Origin of the sequence: Hymenobacter lucidus, assembly GCF_020447265.1 — a bacterium.
GTDB classification, from domain to species: Bacteria; Bacteroidota; Bacteroidia; order Cytophagales; family Hymenobacteraceae; genus Hymenobacter; species Hymenobacter lucidus.
On sequence record NZ_JAJADR010000001.1, the window covers coordinates 996211 to 1011047 of the forward strand.

12 protein-coding genes and 1 riboswitch are annotated in these 14837 nt (G+C 61.9%); of the genes, 7 read left to right on the forward strand and 5 right to left on the reverse strand.

Translation table 11 applies throughout. The annotated features are described in order from the left end of the window. Positions 1 to 66 precede the first annotated feature (66 nt). From guaB to LGH74_RS04265, 3 genes are all read right to left on the reverse strand, one after another. A complete protein-coding gene (gene guaB / locus LGH74_RS04255) occupies positions 67 to 1539 on the reverse strand; it encodes an IMP dehydrogenase (RefSeq protein WP_226172474.1) in 1473 nt (490 codons plus the stop codon). A 395-nt stretch (positions 1540 to 1934) separates the two neighbouring features. Next, on the reverse strand, positions 1935 to 4466 hold the full coding sequence (gene hrpB / locus LGH74_RS04260; RefSeq protein ID WP_226172476.1) for an ATP-dependent helicase HrpB: 2532 nt from the start codon (positions 4464 to 4466) through the stop codon (positions 1935 to 1937). Positions 4467 to 4559: 93 nt separating this feature from the next. Further along, the gene (locus LGH74_RS04265) at positions 4560 to 4883 is read right to left on the reverse strand and encodes a rhodanese-like domain-containing protein (protein WP_226172478.1); all 324 of its coding nucleotides are present in this window, start codon (positions 4881 to 4883) and stop codon (positions 4560 to 4562) included. Positions 4884 to 5002: 119 nt separating this feature from the next. On the opposite strand from LGH74_RS04265, the gene pnuC reads away from it, so the two are divergent. From pnuC to LGH74_RS04285, 4 genes are read left to right on the forward strand one after another with little or no spacing between them, the layout of a single operon-like run. Continuing rightward, entirely contained in the window at positions 5003 to 5632 is a 630-nt protein-coding gene (gene pnuC, locus LGH74_RS04270; RefSeq protein WP_226172480.1) for a nicotinamide riboside transporter PnuC, read from the forward strand. Next, positions 5632 to 6168 (forward strand): AAA family ATPase, encoded by a 537-nt coding sequence (locus LGH74_RS04275; protein WP_226172491.1) that lies wholly within the window; start codon positions 5632 to 5634, stop codon positions 6166 to 6168. The genes pnuC and LGH74_RS04275 overlap by 1 nt, the downstream gene beginning before the upstream one ends. 28 nt (positions 6169 to 6196) lie before the next feature. After that, on the forward strand, positions 6197 to 7084 hold the full coding sequence (locus LGH74_RS04280) for an aldose 1-epimerase family protein (RefSeq protein ID WP_226172493.1): 888 nt from the start codon (positions 6197 to 6199) through the stop codon (positions 7082 to 7084). Positions 7085 to 7095: 11 nt separating this feature from the next. Further along, the gene (locus tag LGH74_RS04285) at positions 7096 to 7518 is read left to right on the forward strand and encodes a GNAT family N-acetyltransferase (protein ID WP_226172495.1); all 423 of its coding nucleotides are present in this window, start codon (positions 7096 to 7098) and stop codon (positions 7516 to 7518) included. A 113-nt stretch (positions 7519 to 7631) separates the two neighbouring features. On the opposite strand, the gene LGH74_RS04290 is transcribed toward LGH74_RS04285, so the two are convergent. Then, positions 7632 to 7874, reverse strand: a complete 243-nt coding sequence (locus tag LGH74_RS04290; protein WP_226172496.1) for a hypothetical protein — start codon at positions 7872 to 7874, stop codon at positions 7632 to 7634. Positions 7875 to 8075: 201 nt separating this feature from the next. Continuing rightward, positions 8076 to 8184, forward strand: a riboswitch (TPP riboswitch). A 63-nt stretch (positions 8185 to 8247) separates the two neighbouring features. Between LGH74_RS04290 and LGH74_RS04295 the strand changes: the two genes are divergently transcribed. After that, positions 8248 to 10743 (forward strand): TonB-dependent receptor, encoded by a 2496-nt coding sequence (locus LGH74_RS04295; RefSeq protein WP_226172498.1) that lies wholly within the window; start codon positions 8248 to 8250, stop codon positions 10741 to 10743. Between the two features lie 218 nt (positions 10744 to 10961). On the opposite strand, the gene LGH74_RS04300 is transcribed toward LGH74_RS04295, so the two are convergent. Next, on the reverse strand, positions 10962 to 12701 hold the full coding sequence (locus tag LGH74_RS04300) for an APC family permease (RefSeq protein WP_226172500.1): 1740 nt from the start codon (positions 12699 to 12701) through the stop codon (positions 10962 to 10964). A gap of 233 nt (positions 12702 to 12934) precedes the next feature. On the opposite strand from LGH74_RS04300, the gene LGH74_RS04305 reads away from it, so the two are divergent. Both LGH74_RS04305 and LGH74_RS04310 read left to right on the forward strand, forming a co-directional pair. After that, positions 12935 to 14167: an acyl-CoA dehydrogenase family protein gene (locus LGH74_RS04305; RefSeq protein WP_226172502.1), complete on the forward strand. Its 1233-nt coding sequence runs from the start codon at positions 12935 to 12937 to the stop codon at positions 14165 to 14167. Between the two features lie 68 nt (positions 14168 to 14235). Further along, on the forward strand, positions 14236 to 14808 hold the full coding sequence (locus LGH74_RS04310; RefSeq protein WP_226172505.1) for an acyl carrier protein: 573 nt from the start codon (positions 14236 to 14238) through the stop codon (positions 14806 to 14808). The last annotated feature ends 29 nt before the right edge of the window (positions 14809 to 14837 follow it).

Below are 14837 nucleotides of genomic sequence, written 5' to 3' on the forward strand. Positions count from 1 at the left end.
CAAAAAAAGAAGCCAATTGCCCAGTGGGGCAATTGGCTTCCGTATACAAAAAAATGACCCGAAAGGTTAGCGGCTGCTGTAGTTGGGCGCTTCGCGGGTAATCTGCACGTCGTGGGGGTGGCTTTCGCGCAGGCCGGCCCCGGTGATGCGCACCATGCGGGCATTCTGCAGGGCCTCAATGGTGGCCGCGCCGCAGTAGCCCATACCGGCCCGCAGGCCGCCGGCCAGCTGATACAGCACCTCGCCAGCCCCGCCCTTGAACGGCACCCGGCCCACGATGCCCTCGGGCACCAACTTCTTCACGTCGTCTTCGGCATCCTGAAAGTAGCGGTCCTTGGAGCCGTCTTCCATGGCTTCTACCGAGCCCATGCCGCGGTACGACTTGTACTTACGGCCTTCGTAGAGTGTAACCTCACCGGGAGCTTCCTCGGTACCGGCCAGCAGGGAGCCGACCATAATCGTAGACGCGCCCCCGGCCAGGGCCTTCACCGCGTCGCCCGAGAACTTCACGCCGCCGTCGGCAATGAGGGGTACGCCGGTGCCTTCGAGGCCCCGGGCCGCTTCCATCACGGCCGAGAGCTGGGGTACCCCGATACCGGCAATGATGCGGGTAGTGCAAATGGAGCCGGGGCCCACGCCTACTTTCACGGCATCGGCGCCGGCATCGGCCAGGGCGCGGGCACCTTCGGCGGTAGCCACGTTGCCGGCAATAACTTCGAGCTCGGGAAACCGGGCCTTGATGCTGCGCACGGCATCGAGCACGCCCTTGCTGTGGCCGTGGGCGGTATCCACGCTTACCACATCGACGCCGGCTTCGACGAGGGCGGCAATGCGGTCCAGCAAATCGGTGGTGACACCCACGGCGGCTCCTACACGCAGGCGGCCGAATTCATCCTTGCAGGCGTTGGGGCTGCGGCGGCGCTTCCGGATGTCGCGGTAAGTAATGAGGCCCACGAGGCGACCTTCGGTGTCGATGACGGGCAGCTTCTCTACTTTCGAGTCTTGGAGGATTTCTTCGGCGTGGGCCAGCTCGGTGCCGGCAGTAGCCGTGACGAGCTTGTCCTTGGTCATGACCTCCGACACGGGGCGCTCCATGTCCTTTTCGAAGCGCAGGTCGCGGTTGGTAAGGATGCCCTTGAGGCGGCGCTGACCGTCGACGATGGGGATGCCGCCGATTTTGTTGTCGCGCATCAGGCGCTTGGCGTCGCCGAGGGAGGCGCTTTCTTCGAGGGTAAACGGGTCGAGAATCATCCCGCTCTCCGAGCGTTTCACGCGGCGCACCAGTTCGGCCTGGGCCTTGATGCTCATGTTTTTGTGGATGATGCCGATACCGCCTTCCTGGGCCACGGCAATGGCCATTTCCGCTTCCGTGACGGTATCCATAGCGGCCGAGACGAACGGCAGCTTCAGACGGATGTTGCGGGTGAGCTGGGAGCTGGTGTCGGCGTCGCGGGGCAATACCTCCGAGTAGGCAGGTAGCAGCAGGACGTCGTCGTAGGTGAGGGCCTCGAAGGCAATTTTGGGCAGCGCGTTGGCCATGGCAATAAGATGATTAGGTACCGCTTATTGCCGGGTAAAGCTACGACGAAAAGTTGGGTAAGCGTATGTTAAGCTTTGAAGACAGGGAGAATTAGGGATGAAAGGTTGGGCTCCCCGACGGCCAGCCGGCGGCAGTTTCCTTGCGCCGACGCCTAAACCGGGTGGTCTGTCGGTGACAGATCTTCATGGTTATATACAATTCGCTGATCTGAAGCATCTGTCCTGCCGAGCCTCATTTGGATATACCCACAGTATAGGCACTCTTTACTCAGGCTCAAGGCGGCACAGCGGAGAAATACAAAATCCGTTTTCGACTTACCGTTGGGTAGGTCCACCGAAATGCGTGAACGATGTAGAGACGCAAGTATGCGTCTCTACATCGTTCACGCATGATATTACCCCGGCCGCTTCTTGGTGCCGCGGGTGGCAGGGGCTTCCAGCGGGTTGTCGGGCCAGTGGTGCTTGGGGTAGCGGCCCCGTAAGTCCTTCCGCACCTCGAAGTAGCCCGTATTCCAGAAGCTGCGCAGGTCGCGGGTGACCTGCACCGGCCGCCGCGCCGGCGACAACAGGTGCAGCGTAAGCGGCACTTTGCCATTGCCCACGGTGGGCGTATCGAGCAAGCCAAACACTTCCTGCAGGCGCACGGCCAGCACAGGTGCGGCGGGGTTGGAGTAGTCGAGGGTAATAGTCGAGCCGCTGGGCACGGGGCAATGGGCGGGAGCCAGCCGGTGCAGCTCCTGCTGCTGGGCCCAGCCGCCAGGCAGCCAGTTGAGCAGCGCTTCGCCCAGCGGTATGCGGTTGACTTCGGCCATCGTGCGTAAGCCTTCCAGGTAAGGACCCAGCCATTCGGGCAAGGCGTCGAGCAAGGTCGCATCCGACACGTCGGGCCAGTCGTTGGGGGCCAGGTGGTGGGCAAACGCCAGCCGCTCGCGCACCTGCTGGGCCTCATCCGTCCAGGGCAGGCGGGCAATGCCACCCACCTGTAGGCCTTCAAGTAGGGCCGCGGCCACGGCTTCCGGCTGGGGCTGGGTAATGGCAACTTCGGAGAGCGTAATAGCGCCCAGACGACGAATCCGGCGGGCTACTACCCGGCCGGCGGTGGCATCCCAGCGCACTTCTTCCCGGGCTTCGATGAGGGCGGCAAAGTGCTGCTCCAGCTCCTCGCGCTCCACCGGGGCCGCCAGCGCCGCCCGCACCGCGTGGGGCGGACCATCGAGGTGGGCTACGGCAAAAAAGTTGGTGCCCTGGCTGAAATGCTCGGCCGGCAGGGCGGCGCGCTGGCCCGTAATGAGGCGCACCCGCTCGGGTGTTTCGCGCTGGGCAAGGCGGTCGGGGTAGGCCAGGGCCGCCAGCAGCCCGGCGGCGTCGGCCTGCAGGGCGGTGTCGCGAATGTGGGCGCGGTTGCGGAGCACGGCTGCCGCCTCGCGCACCCGCCGCACCGCGCCGGCATCGGGCACGAGGCCGGGCAGCGGGGCGCGGCCGGTGTTCAGGGCTTCCAGGCGCAGGCGCAGGTCGGGCGGGGCGGGAGTGCCGTCGGGCAGGCGCAGAATGTCGCGCTCGGTGAGCAGAGCCGCCAGCGCGCAGGCCGTAGCCCCGTGCCCCACTTCCTTGCCCCGCACCACTAAGTGGCCCAAGCGCGGCACCAGGCCTAGGCCGGCCAGGGCGCGGCCGTGGGGCGTGGGCTGGCCTTCGGGGGTAAGCGCGCCGAGGCGCACCAGCAACTCCCGGGCCTGAGCCAGGGCGGCCGCCGGGGGCGCATCGAGCCAACGCAACGCGGCCGGGTCGTGGGTACCCCACAGGGCCAGCTCCAGGGCCAGGCCGCTAAGGTCGGCAGTGAGGATTTCGGGGGGCAGGTGGTGGGGGCGCAAGGCGTGTTCGGCTTCGGTCCAGAGGCGGTAGCAGGTGCCGGGCCCAAGGCGGCCGGCCCGGCCCCGGCGCTGGTCGGCGGCGGCCTGACTGACGGGCACCGTAGCCAGGGTAGTGAGGCCGGTGCGGGGCTCGAACTGGGGCACGCGGGCATAGCCGCCATCCACCACAATCTGCACGCCCTCGATGGTAAGGCTGGTTTCGGCAATGCTGGTGGCCAGCACTATTTTGCGGCGGCCTTTGGGAGCCGGACGCAGGGCCGCATCCTGCTGCTCGGCGGGCAATTCGCCGTGCAATACGTGGATATCGGTAGTGCTGGAAACCGCGCCGGCTAGCTTTTCTGCGGTGCGGCGCTGGTCGGCAAGGCCGGGCAGAAACACCAGTACGTCGCCTTCGTGCTTGGCCATTGCTTCGCGCACCAGAGCCGGGGTGAGGTCGGCCAGTCGCTCGTTGGGCCGGCTGCCGGCAGCGGCCACCCGGGCTGGGGTGAGGTAATGGGTGGAAACGGCGTGGTGCAAGCCCGCGCTGCGCACCACCGGCGCGCTGAGCCAGGTGCCAAGCCGCTCGGCTTCCAGGGTAGCACTCATAATGAGCAGGCGCAGATCGGGGCGGAGCACGGCCTGGGCGTCGAGGGCCAGCGCCAGGCCCAGATCGGCCTGCAGGCTTCGCTCGTGAAACTCATCGAACAGCACGGCCGCCACACCTTCCAGGGCCGGGTCGTCCTGCAGCATCCGGGTCAGAATCACTTCGGTGGCTACTTCGATGCGAGTCTGGGCCGAGACGCGGCTTTCGAGCCGGACGCGGTAGCCCACGGTTTGGCCCACCGGCTCGCCCAGGATGCTGGCCATGCGGGCGGCGGCGGCGCGGGCCGCCAGCCGCCGTGGTTCGAGCACGATGATGCGGCCGGTGGGCGGCATCCAACTGGCTTCGAGCAGGACCAACGGCACCACAGTAGTTTTGCCCGCGCCCGGCGGAGCTTGCAGCACGGCGCAGTTGGTAGCAGTCAGCGTGGCTAGCAGCTCGGGCAAAGCGGCGCAAATGGGTAGGTCGGGCAGGCGCAAGCGGTGAGATAGTGAGATGGTGAACTGGTGAGTTTGCTGTTCTGCTACTGTGGACGGCCCTCACCCTTTTACCATCTCACTATTGCACCAAAATTAGTACACGGGGACTTCCGGGTCAACGCGTACGGACCAGGCGTGGATGCCGCCGCGTAGGTTCAGCAGGTTCGTCAGGCCGTGGCGGTGCTGCAGAAAGCTCAGGGCCTGGGCCGAGCGCACACCGTGGTGGCAGATGAGCACCACGGGCCGGTCGGTGGCCAGCTCTTCCCAGCGCTTCGGGATTTCGCCCAGTGGGATGAGCAGGCTGCCCGGTAGGTGGCAGTAGTCGTATTCCATCGGCTCCCGCACATCGAGCAGCTGCAGCGGCTGGCCCTGTTGGAGACGAGTGTGCAGGTCTTCGGGAGAAATATCGGGGAGCATAGACAAAGGCAAAATTGTGGGCAAGCCGTAAAATTAGCGGGTGGGTGGTTAGCTTTGGCTCCGGCCCGGTTTCGGGGCCCGCCCTGTTCAGCCATTTCGCCGCCAACTCCTTCCTACTTTTGCTACAGTCGCTCTACGAATTCTGGACCGCCGCCGCGGGAGGCACCCCGCTGGAGTGGGTGGCCGTCATTACCGGTTTTGCCTGCGTGTGGCTGGCCGCCCGCGAGTCGCTCTGGAACTTCCCGGTGGCCATCATCAGCTGCGGCCTCTACATCGTGGTCTACTACCGCAGCCAGCTGTATTCCGACAGTATGCTGCAGGGGTTTTTCATTCTGATGAGCCTCTACGGCTGGTACGAGTGGCTCTACGGCGGAGCCCGCCACACGGCCCTGGTCGTGACGCGCACCCGGCGCTGGGAGTGGCTGGCGGTGGCCGTGGGCATAGCGGCTTTCACCGCTGGTTTCGGCTACTACCTGCAGCAGCACACCGATGCCGCCCTGCCGCACTGGGACAGTTTTACCACGGCCGGCAGCATGGCTGCGCAGTATTTGCTCACCCGCAAGCGGCTCGAAAATTGGCTGCTCTGGATTGTAGTCGATATTATTTACGTGCCCATTCTGTGGTATAAGGAGCTGTATCCGACCAGTGCTTTGTATGCCGTGTACCTGGGCTTGGCCGTGTACGGCTACTTCGAATGGCGCCGGGCTGCCCGGGCCGCCGCTCACACTACTTTAGCTGCTACTTCCTGATGCTGCGCGTTGCTCTCACCGGCCCCGAATCGACGGGTAAAACCACGCTCAGCCGCCAGCTGGCCGCCCACTACCACACCACCTGGGCCCCCGAGTACGCCCGCGAATACCTGGAAAAGCACGGCCCCGGCTATACCCTGCAGGATCTGGAAACCATTGCCCGCGGGCAGGTAGCGGCCGAAGAGGAGGCCGCCGCCCGGGCCCACCGCGTGGTGTTCTGCGACACCGATCTGCTCGTTATCAAGGTATGGGCCGAGCATGCCTTCGGCCAGTGCCCCGAGTGGGTGAAGCAGCGGATTCAGCAGCAGCACTACGACCTTATTCTGCTGCTCGACGTGGACATTCCCTGGGAAGCCGACCCGCTGCGGGAGCACCCCAACCACCGCCAGCATTTCTACTCGATTTACCACTCGGAGCTGAGCGGGCAGATGGCCAACTTCGCCGAAATCAGCGGCTCGGCCGAGGAACGACTGGAACAGGCCTGCTTTTACGTGGATGAGCTGCTGGCCGAAGCCGCCCGCCCCGCTTTGCCGTAGAACCCTGATTGCCGTATTGCTACTACCTATGAACTATTCCCTCGAAAACGACCAGTGCCGCCTTGTAGTGCAAGCCCACGGCGCAGAGCTCAGCAGCCTGGTGCGCAAGGATTTGCCAGAAACCCCGTCCCTGGAGTACATCTGGCCCGCCGACCCGGCCGTGTGGGGCCGCCACGCGCCGGTGCTGTTTCCCATCGTGGGCCGCCTGCCCGACGATACCTACCACCACCAGGGCCAGCAGTACCGGCTACCCCAGCACGGCTTTGCCCGGGACCGGGAATTCACGCTGGTGCAGCAAACAGCCGACGAGCTGACCTTCGAGCTGCGGGCCGACGAAGCCAGTCGGGCCGTGTATCCGTTCGAGTTCGTGCTGCGCATCACCTACCAGCTGCGCGGGCTGCAGCTCGCGGTGCGCTGGGACGTGCAGAACCCGGATGCCGATAATGAGCTGCTGTTCAGCATCGGGGCTCACCCGGCGTTTCGGTGCCCACTCATGCCGGATGAAAAGTTTGAGGACTACTTCTTTCACTTCGACCACCCTGTGACTTTGGCGCGCCACCTGCTGCAAGGCGGCCTGCTGACGGGTGAAACGGAGCCGGTACTGACGCAGGAAACCGAAATGCCGCTCACCTACGAGCTGTTTGCCCAGGATGCGCTGGTATTCAAAGACTTCGACTTCACCCACGTCACGCTGCGCAGCTTTGCCTCCGACCGCGCCGTGCGCCTGCGCTTCGACGGCTTTCCTTACCTGGGCCTTTGGACGAAAGAAGCCGGCGCGCCTTTCGTGTGCATCGAACCCTGGCAGGGCATTGCTGGCAGCGTGGGCGGCTCCGTGGAGCTGGCCGATAAGGAAGGTATTTTGACCCTGGCCCCCGGCAAACAGTATTCGGCCCAATACTCGATTAGTATCACCTAGCTGCCGCGCCGATGCTGCAAGAGCATGAGCCAGAAATCAGGCCCATAACGGCGGCCGAAACCTACCCGCTGCGGCACGCGGTGCTGTGGCCCAATAAGCCTTACGACTACGTGCAGGTCGAAAATGATGCGGCGGGCTACCATTTCGGCGCCTTCCGGCAGGGCCGGCTGGTAGCGGTGGTTTCGCTATTTATAGAGGGCGAAGAAGCCCGGTTCCGCAAGTTCGCTACTCATCCCAGCTACCAGCGCCAGGGCATTGGCTCCCGGTTGCTGACCCACCTGATAGCCGTAGCCCGGCAGCATGGTGCCCGTAGCCTCTGGTGCGATGCCCGCCAGGATGCTACGGCCCTGTACCACCGTTTCGGCATGAGGGCCGAAGGCCCGGTTTTCTATAAAGGCCCGATTCCCTACCAGCGGATGCGCCGGGAGTTGTAGCCCGTTTGGACCCAAAAAAGCGGCCTTTTCGCCTTCGTACTCCCGGTATCAGCCACGATTAACCGGAAGTCAAAAAGGACAAAAAGGCCGCTTTGCTTTGGCAGGGAAAAGACTCAGTAGGTAATGGTTTCCAAGGGGCGGACGGGCACGGTGGGCCGGCCGTAGTCGGGCTCCCAGTCGTTGATGGGTCGGGAAATGCCGGGTGGTAAATCCAGGTCGGGCAGGCCATCATCGAGGGGCTCCCCGCCGTCGTCGTCGCCATCGGAATAAGGTGGCTGCTGGTAGCGGTGGCGCGGGGCCACGATGAAGTAGGCCAGGATGGCAAATACCACGAGCGTGTAGATGAGACTGATCATGGCAGCAGCAGTGAAAAAGGCGACGGAAAGTAACGAGCCGGCGGGCTTTAGAAATGTAAACGGGGTGGGAGGGGTTGTTGTTTTCGGATGCCGTAATTTTTCCTGCCCTATCAACAGCTAGCCTAATATAGTTGATTGTCAGGCGAAAGTAAAGAGAGAAGGTGCCCGATTTGGAACTCCCCGCCGGGCGCTCTAGCTTTGCCCCAGTTTTAGGGGTGCCCCGCCAGCTGCTTGCTGCCGTGGGGCTGAGATCATACCCATTGAACCTGCCCGGGTAATGCCGGCGAAGGGAACAAACGATCCGCGAGCGAGAAAACCTTTTGCGCCGACCCCTGGCGTAGGGCCCGTTCCACTTTTTCTTTTTACCATTTCCTTGAAAAATTTACTGGTTTTGGGTGGTGCCCTGGTGGCTCTGCCTATGCTTGTGCCCCAGTGGGCGCGGGCCCAGGGCCCCGTGGCCGGCACCGTAACGGATGCCCGCTCGGGTACGGCCCTGCCCGGCGCTACTGTGCTGCTTGATGGTGCAGTGGTAGGCGCCACCGACGCGGCCGGTGCTTTCACGGTGCCCGTTGTGCCGACTGGCTCCCACGAGCTGCGTATCACGTTTGTGGGTTACGAGGCGCTGGCGCGGCCACTGCAGGGCCAGACCGCTGAGCAGCGCCTCGCGCTGGGGCTGCAAGCCAGCGGCGTGCTCACCGGCGAGGCCCTTGTAACGGCTTCGCGGGCCAACGACCGTACGGCCACGGCCTACACCAACCTCGACCGACAGGACCTGGCCAAGCGCAATTTCGGCCAGGACATTCCCTACCTGCTCGATCAAACGCCTTCGGTGGTCGTCAATTCGGATGGGGGCGCGGGCGTGGGCTACACCGATATCCGCATTCGGGGCACCAGCAACACGGGTATCAACATGACCATCAACGGGGTGCCGCTGAACGATGCGGAGTCGCACGGCTCGTTTCTGGTGAACCTGCCCGACCTGGCATCGTCCGTGAGTAGCCTGCAGGTGCAGCGCGGCGTGGGCACGAGCCAAAATGGTGGCGCGGCTTTCGGGGCCAGTATCAATATTTCCACCTTCGATGCCCGCCGCGAGGCTTACGCCGAAACCCAGAACACCTACGGCTCCTTCGATACCTGGAAAAACAACGTGTCGTTTGGCACCGGCCTGCTCGGCGGCCACTTTACCGTTGATGGACGGTTGTCGCGCATTGCCACCGACGGCTACATGAACCGCGCCGCGTCGGATTTGAAGTCGTACTACTTCTCGGCCGGCTACCAGGGCAAAAACACGCTGCTCAAGTTCATCACTTTCTCGGGCCGCGAAAAAACCTACCAGTCGTGGAATGGGGTACCCGAGCCGCTGCTCACCGGCAACCGGGCGCTGCTCCAGCAGTTTATCGACAACGGTGAATTGAGCGAGGCCGATGCGGCCCGGGGCCTGCGTGAAGGCCGCCGCTACAGCTACTACACCTACGACAACCAGACTGACAACTACCAGCAGAACCACTACCAACTCCACCTCTCCCAGGGCCTGGGCACCGATTGGAACCTGGGCGCGGCTCTGCACCTGACCCGGGGCTTTGGCTACTACGAAAGCTACCGGGCCAACCGCAAGCTGACCAACTACGGCCTGGACAACGTGGTACTCAGGGACACGACCATCACGCGCACCAACCTGATTGACCAGAAGTGGCTGGATAACTATTTCTACGGCGGCACTTTCGCCTTGAACTACCAGCCCAAGGCCAACGACAAGCTGCAGGCTACCATCGGCGGGGCCTGGAACCGCTTCGAGAATGACCACTATGGCGAAGTAATCTGGGCCCAGTATGCTTCCAACGGCAACATCCGGCACCGCTACTACTTCAACGACGCGGTGAAAACCGACTACCACGGCTACGCCCGCGCCACCTGGCAGGTGCTGCCCCGCCTGAGCATCTACGGGGATATGCAGGTGCGCCATATTCAGTACAACCTCGACGGGGTGGAAAACCAGGACAGCATCGGCACGCACGTGAGCTACACCTTCGTGAATCCCAAGGCCGGCGCTACTTTCAGCCTGAGCGAAGGCCAGCTGCTCTACGCCAGCTACGCCGTGGGTCAGCGGGAGCCAGTGCGCGCCGACTTCACCGACCGTCCCGCCGGCGACGCCAGCGCCAAAGCCGAGCGCCTGAACGATGTGGAAGCAGGCTACCGCATTTCTCGCCCCGAGGCCAGTGTTTTCGGCCCCAATACGGCGCTGCGCTTCGAGGCCAACTACTTTTATATGAGCTACCGCAACCAGCTGGTAGCCACCGGCCGGCTCAATGACGTGGGCACGGCCCTGCGCACCAACGTGCGCCGCAGCTACCGCACCGGCCTCGAGCTGACGGGCTACGTGGCGGCCAATGACCTCATCAGCCTGAGCAGCACCTTGACGCTGAGCCGTAACCGTATCCTGAACTACCGCGACGTGACCTACGACGCCGACTTCCTGCCCGTGGAAGCCGCCGAAGCCCGTACGACTACTATTTCCTACTCGCCCTCCGTAGTTTCGGCCCACACGCTGGAAGGCCAGCCGCTGAAAGGCTTGCGCGTGGCGCTGCTCTACAAAACGGTGGGGGAGCAGTTTCTCGACAACTCGGCCAGCGCCAACAAGCGCATTGCGCCTTACCAGGTCCTCGATTTTCGGCTGCGCTACACCATCAAGCCGGTTTTTGTGAAGGAAATTGAGCTGGGGCTGCTGGTAAACAACGTGCTGAACCGCGAGTACGTGGCCAACGGCTACACCTACGGCTACCCCGGCGCCGACGGCCGGCAGCAGACCTTCAACTTCTATTTCCCCCAAGCCACCCGCAATTTTCTGGCCTCAGTGGGCGTGAAATTTTAATGTGAAGAATGTGGGAAATGTGCTGATGTGCTAATCGTCTGTCATTGCGAGGCACGAAGCAATCCGTCCTCTGCTAGTGACCAACGCCCTTTTACCAGAAAGCCCTTTATCGTTGGTTCGATAAAGGGCTTTTCAGTTTAGAGGGCTCAGCACATTTCAGAGGACGGATTGCTTCGTACCTCGCAATGACACATTTCTCACATTAGCACCTGAGCACATTAAACAATCAGCCGCACGCCGCCCAGCTCGGAAATGTGGTAGGGAAACTGGTTGCCGGGGGAGCCGATGAACATGAAGTTTTTGGGAATATTCCACTCGGCCGAGAGCTTATCAATCAGCTCGGGGCCAAACTTGCCTTCCATCGTCACAAAATCCACTTCGATCTGCTCATAGGCGCGGTCCAGCACGTGAATATCGGTAAGCAGCTCCTGGGGAAATTGTTCCCCATCCTTGAGCAGGGTCACGATTTTGAGCTTGGTGGTAAACTCGTTTTCGACCACGTAGGCCATTACTTTATTGAGGTTGGAGACGTTGTCGCCCTTAGTGAAAAACACGAATTCCTGTTGGTGCAGCTCCCGCAGCTTGCGCCGCACCAGCAGCCGGCTGAAGCGCGAAATGCGGGGTGAGTGCTGGGCAAAGGAGTTGGCCGCCGCCAGAATCAGGTTTAGAATGGCAATCCGGTTGAGCATAATGGACACCAGCGCCATGGCAGGCAGGAAGTACTGCAGGAACACAATCAGATAGTCGGGGTGAATCCGGATGTTGCCGTAGAGGGCCAGCAGAATACTGATGAGGGCCAGCGTAACGGTGAAGACGCCCGCATAGACCGGCCGGGGCAGCTTGGGCCGCTTACTCTTGAGCAGGAAGTTGCCGAGGGCAAAGAATGCCATTACCGACAAAAATGAAATAGTGTACACGCCTGCCAGCGGCCCCAGCTCCCCATTGGTAATGAGTAGTACCGAAACGCAAAGTAGAAAGAAGGTGATGAGAATGAGGTAGTTGCTCTTGGCCTTGTTTTCCTTGAGGAAGAATTGGGGCAGAATCCGGTCTAGGGTCATGCGCTTCATCAAGCCACTTACACCCACAAATGAGGTCAGCACGGCGCCGCTGAGCACGGCCACGGCATCCACCGAAATGAGTGTGCCCAGCCACCGGCCTCCGGTGGTAGTGCCCAGGTGGGAAAGCAGAGTTTCGGTGTGCGTACTAACGTCGTTCATGGGCAGCACCGCAATGGCCAGGAAGGCAATAATCGGGTTGAAAAAGCTCACGACCACCCACATGTTGCGCAGGGTTTTGGCAAACACGCCCCGGGCCTGCTCCTCCACAAAGTTGGCCGAGCTTTCGAAGCCCGAAATACCCAGCATGGCCGCGCTGAAGCCAAAAAACAGCGCTGTGATGATGTTGCCGCCTTTCACGGGCAGCTGAAAGTTAAAGCTCAGGTTATCGATGCCGTGGGTGGCCAGGTACCAGATGGCGCTGCCCACCAGCAGCGTAAGGGAAATAAGGTGAACCAGGAAAATGCCCACCGCCACCTTCGCCGACTCCGAAATGCCCAGAATGGTGAGCACCAGAAACAGCCCCAGCAACCCTAGCGTGGCCCCAATGATGGGCAGTCCGTGCCAAAGTGTGTGCAGGTAATGCATAGCCTCGGAAGCCGAAATAACGGCTGTGGCCATGTAAGACAAAATCGTGAGGCAGGCCGCCAGGGCCGCGTTGCGCTTACTGGTCGTGTTCAGCAGCACGTTGTAGGCCCCGCCGTTGAGGGGCAGCGCGCCTACTACTTCGCCGTAAATGGAGCGGAACAGGTAGAGTACCGCGCCCACGATGAGCAGCGCAATCCAGGCGTACTGCCCGGCGTAGGCAATGGCCAGGGCCGACACATAGAGGCAGGACGACGAAATGTCGTTGCCGCAGATAGCCGTGGCTTCCAGCTCGTTTAGTTTTTTTTCGTGACTCATATGCAGATGGGTGGGAAGGGAGAGCGGGGTATTTGTGCGCTGTACGGTAAAATGCCCATTTTTGAATATAAAAACTGCGAATTATGTGGGGCAGCTGGCCGGCGCCCAATTTGGTCGTTGCCGCGTAGGTCACCCGTACCACCCGCTGCCCGGTCCGAACCAACCCGGCAACGGGCCTGTTCTGCATTCTGAAACTTCTATCTTTGAGGCTGATTCCCACCCAACCACCAGTTATGTCTTCTCAATCCGACGTACTCTCGCCTAAAGCCAAAGCGGCCCAGCACCACGGCTCGACCAACGCGGCCGGCTTCACCGATTACTACGACATCGACGGCCTGCTGACCGAGGAGCACAAGCTCATCCGGCAGAGCATCCGTGACTTTGTCAAGAAGGAAATCAGCCCCAGCATCGAGAAATGGGCCCAGGACAATCATTTTCCCTCCGAAATCGTCAAGAAGTTTGGGGATGTTGGTGCTTTCGGGCCCACTATCCCTACCGAATACGGCGGCGGCGGCCTCGACTACATCAGCTACGGCCTGATTATGCAGGAAATTGAGCGCGGCGACTCCGGCATGCGCTCCACGGCCTCGGTGCAGGGCTCGTTGGTGATGTACCCGATTTACGCCTACGGCTCGGAAGAGCAGCGCAAAAAATACCTGCCCAAGCTCGCCTCGGGCGAGTGGCTGGGCTGCTTCGGCCTCACCGAGCCCGACCATGGCTCGAACCCCGGCGGCATGGTGACCAAGATTGAGGACAAAGGCGACTACTACTTGCTCAACGGCGCCAAGCTCTGGATTTCTAACTCGCCCGAGGCCCAGGTGGCCGTGGTGTGGGCCAAAAACGAGCAGGGCCGCATCAAGGGCCTGATTGTGGAGCGCGGTATGGAGGGCTTTACTACCCCCGAAATTCACAACAAGTGGAGCCTGCGCGCTTCCTGCACCGGCGAGCTGGTGTTCGACAACGTGAAGGTGCCCAAGGAAAACCTGCTGCCCAACGTGGAAGGTCTGCGCGGCCCCCTCGGCTGCCTCGACTCGGCCCGCTACGGTATTGCTTGGGGTGCCATCGGCGTGGCCATCGACTGCTACGAGTCGGCTCTTAAGTACTCCTTGGAGCGGGAGCAGTTCGGCAAGCCCATTGCCGGCTTCCAGTTGCAGCAGAAGAAGCTGGCCGAAATGATTACCGAAATCACTAAGGCTCAGCTGATGGTGTGGCGCCTGGGTATGCTCAAAAACGAGGGCAAAGCCACCAGCGCCCAGATCAGCATGGCCAAGCGCAACTCCGTGGACATGGCTCTGCACGTAGCCCGCGAAGCTCGCCAGATTCACGGCGGCATGGGTATCACGGGCGAGTATCCCATCATGCGCCACATGATGAACCTCGAGTCGGTCATCACCTACGAAGGCACCCACGACATTCACCTGCTCATCACGGGGGCCGATATTACCGGGATTCAGGCGTTCAAGTAAGCTAATTCGCTTTACAGTAAAAACGGCCGTTCTGGAAGCAGGGCGGCCGTTTCTGGTTATTATTACGCATGGGTTTAGACTCCGTAGAGCTGCTGGTAGCCTTCGAAAAGCGCTTCAACTTATCCATACCGGATACCGAAGCGGAATGGATAGACACCGTCGCCGAAGCGGCCGAGTGCATCGGCCGTCACCTGCGGGTTCCCGTTGCGGCCAGCCGGTCCGCGGTATTCACAGCTGTGCTTGCTTCACTGCTACAGTGTCTGAGCCAGCAGAAGCTTCCGGCCGCATCAATTACCGCAGCCACTCAGCTCGAAGCGCTGTGGCCCGCTGGCCCGGCAGCCGAAGGCCTACAGCTGCTGGCGGGTTGTCTGGCCCTGAAAATTCCGGGGCTGCCAAAGCCGCGCACTGGCTTTTCGGCCTGGCTGCTGGGGCAGCCAAGTGCGCCGGTCTGGGCAGGCAAAACGGTGGCTGACTTCGTGGATTGGCTGGTGGCGCTGAATCAGGAGCAGCTGCTGCCGACGGTAGCCACTTTGTATGACGTGCAGCGCGTAGTAGTCGGCATTACCAGTGAAAAAATCGGCGTCCCGGTGGATGAAATCCGGCTTACCGACAGTTTCGTCAATGACTTGGGCATCGATTAAGCTCTGGTACCGTTGTTTCCTGCCGGGCA

What these genes read in the sequence shown, in the direction of transcription:
- guaB (WP_226172474.1), bottom strand. Translation starts at nt 1,539, where the DNA reads ATGGCCAACGCGCTGCCCAAAATTGCCTTCGAGGCCCTCACCTACGAC.
- LGH74_RS04265 (WP_226172478.1), bottom strand. Translation starts at nt 4,883, where the DNA reads ATGCTCCCCGATATTTCTCCCGAAGACCTGCACACTCGTCTCCAACAG.
- LGH74_RS04275 (WP_226172491.1), top strand. Translation starts at nt 5,632, where the DNA reads ATGCTGCGCGTTGCTCTCACCGGCCCCGAATCGACGGGTAAAACCACG.
- LGH74_RS04280 (WP_226172493.1), top strand. Translation starts at nt 6,197, where the DNA reads ATGAACTATTCCCTCGAAAACGACCAGTGCCGCCTTGTAGTGCAAGCC.
- LGH74_RS04285 (WP_226172495.1), top strand. Translation starts at nt 7,096, where the DNA reads ATGCTGCAAGAGCATGAGCCAGAAATCAGGCCCATAACGGCGGCCGAA.
- LGH74_RS04290 (WP_226172496.1), bottom strand. Translation starts at nt 7,874, where the DNA reads ATGATCAGTCTCATCTACACGCTCGTGGTATTTGCCATCCTGGCCTAC.
- LGH74_RS04300 (WP_226172500.1), bottom strand. Translation starts at nt 12,701, where the DNA reads ATGAGTCACGAAAAAAAACTAAACGAGCTGGAAGCCACGGCTATCTGC.
- LGH74_RS04305 (WP_226172502.1), top strand. Translation starts at nt 12,935, where the DNA reads ATGTCTTCTCAATCCGACGTACTCTCGCCTAAAGCCAAAGCGGCCCAG.
- LGH74_RS04310 (WP_226172505.1), top strand. Translation starts at nt 14,236, where the DNA reads ATGGGTTTAGACTCCGTAGAGCTGCTGGTAGCCTTCGAAAAGCGCTTC.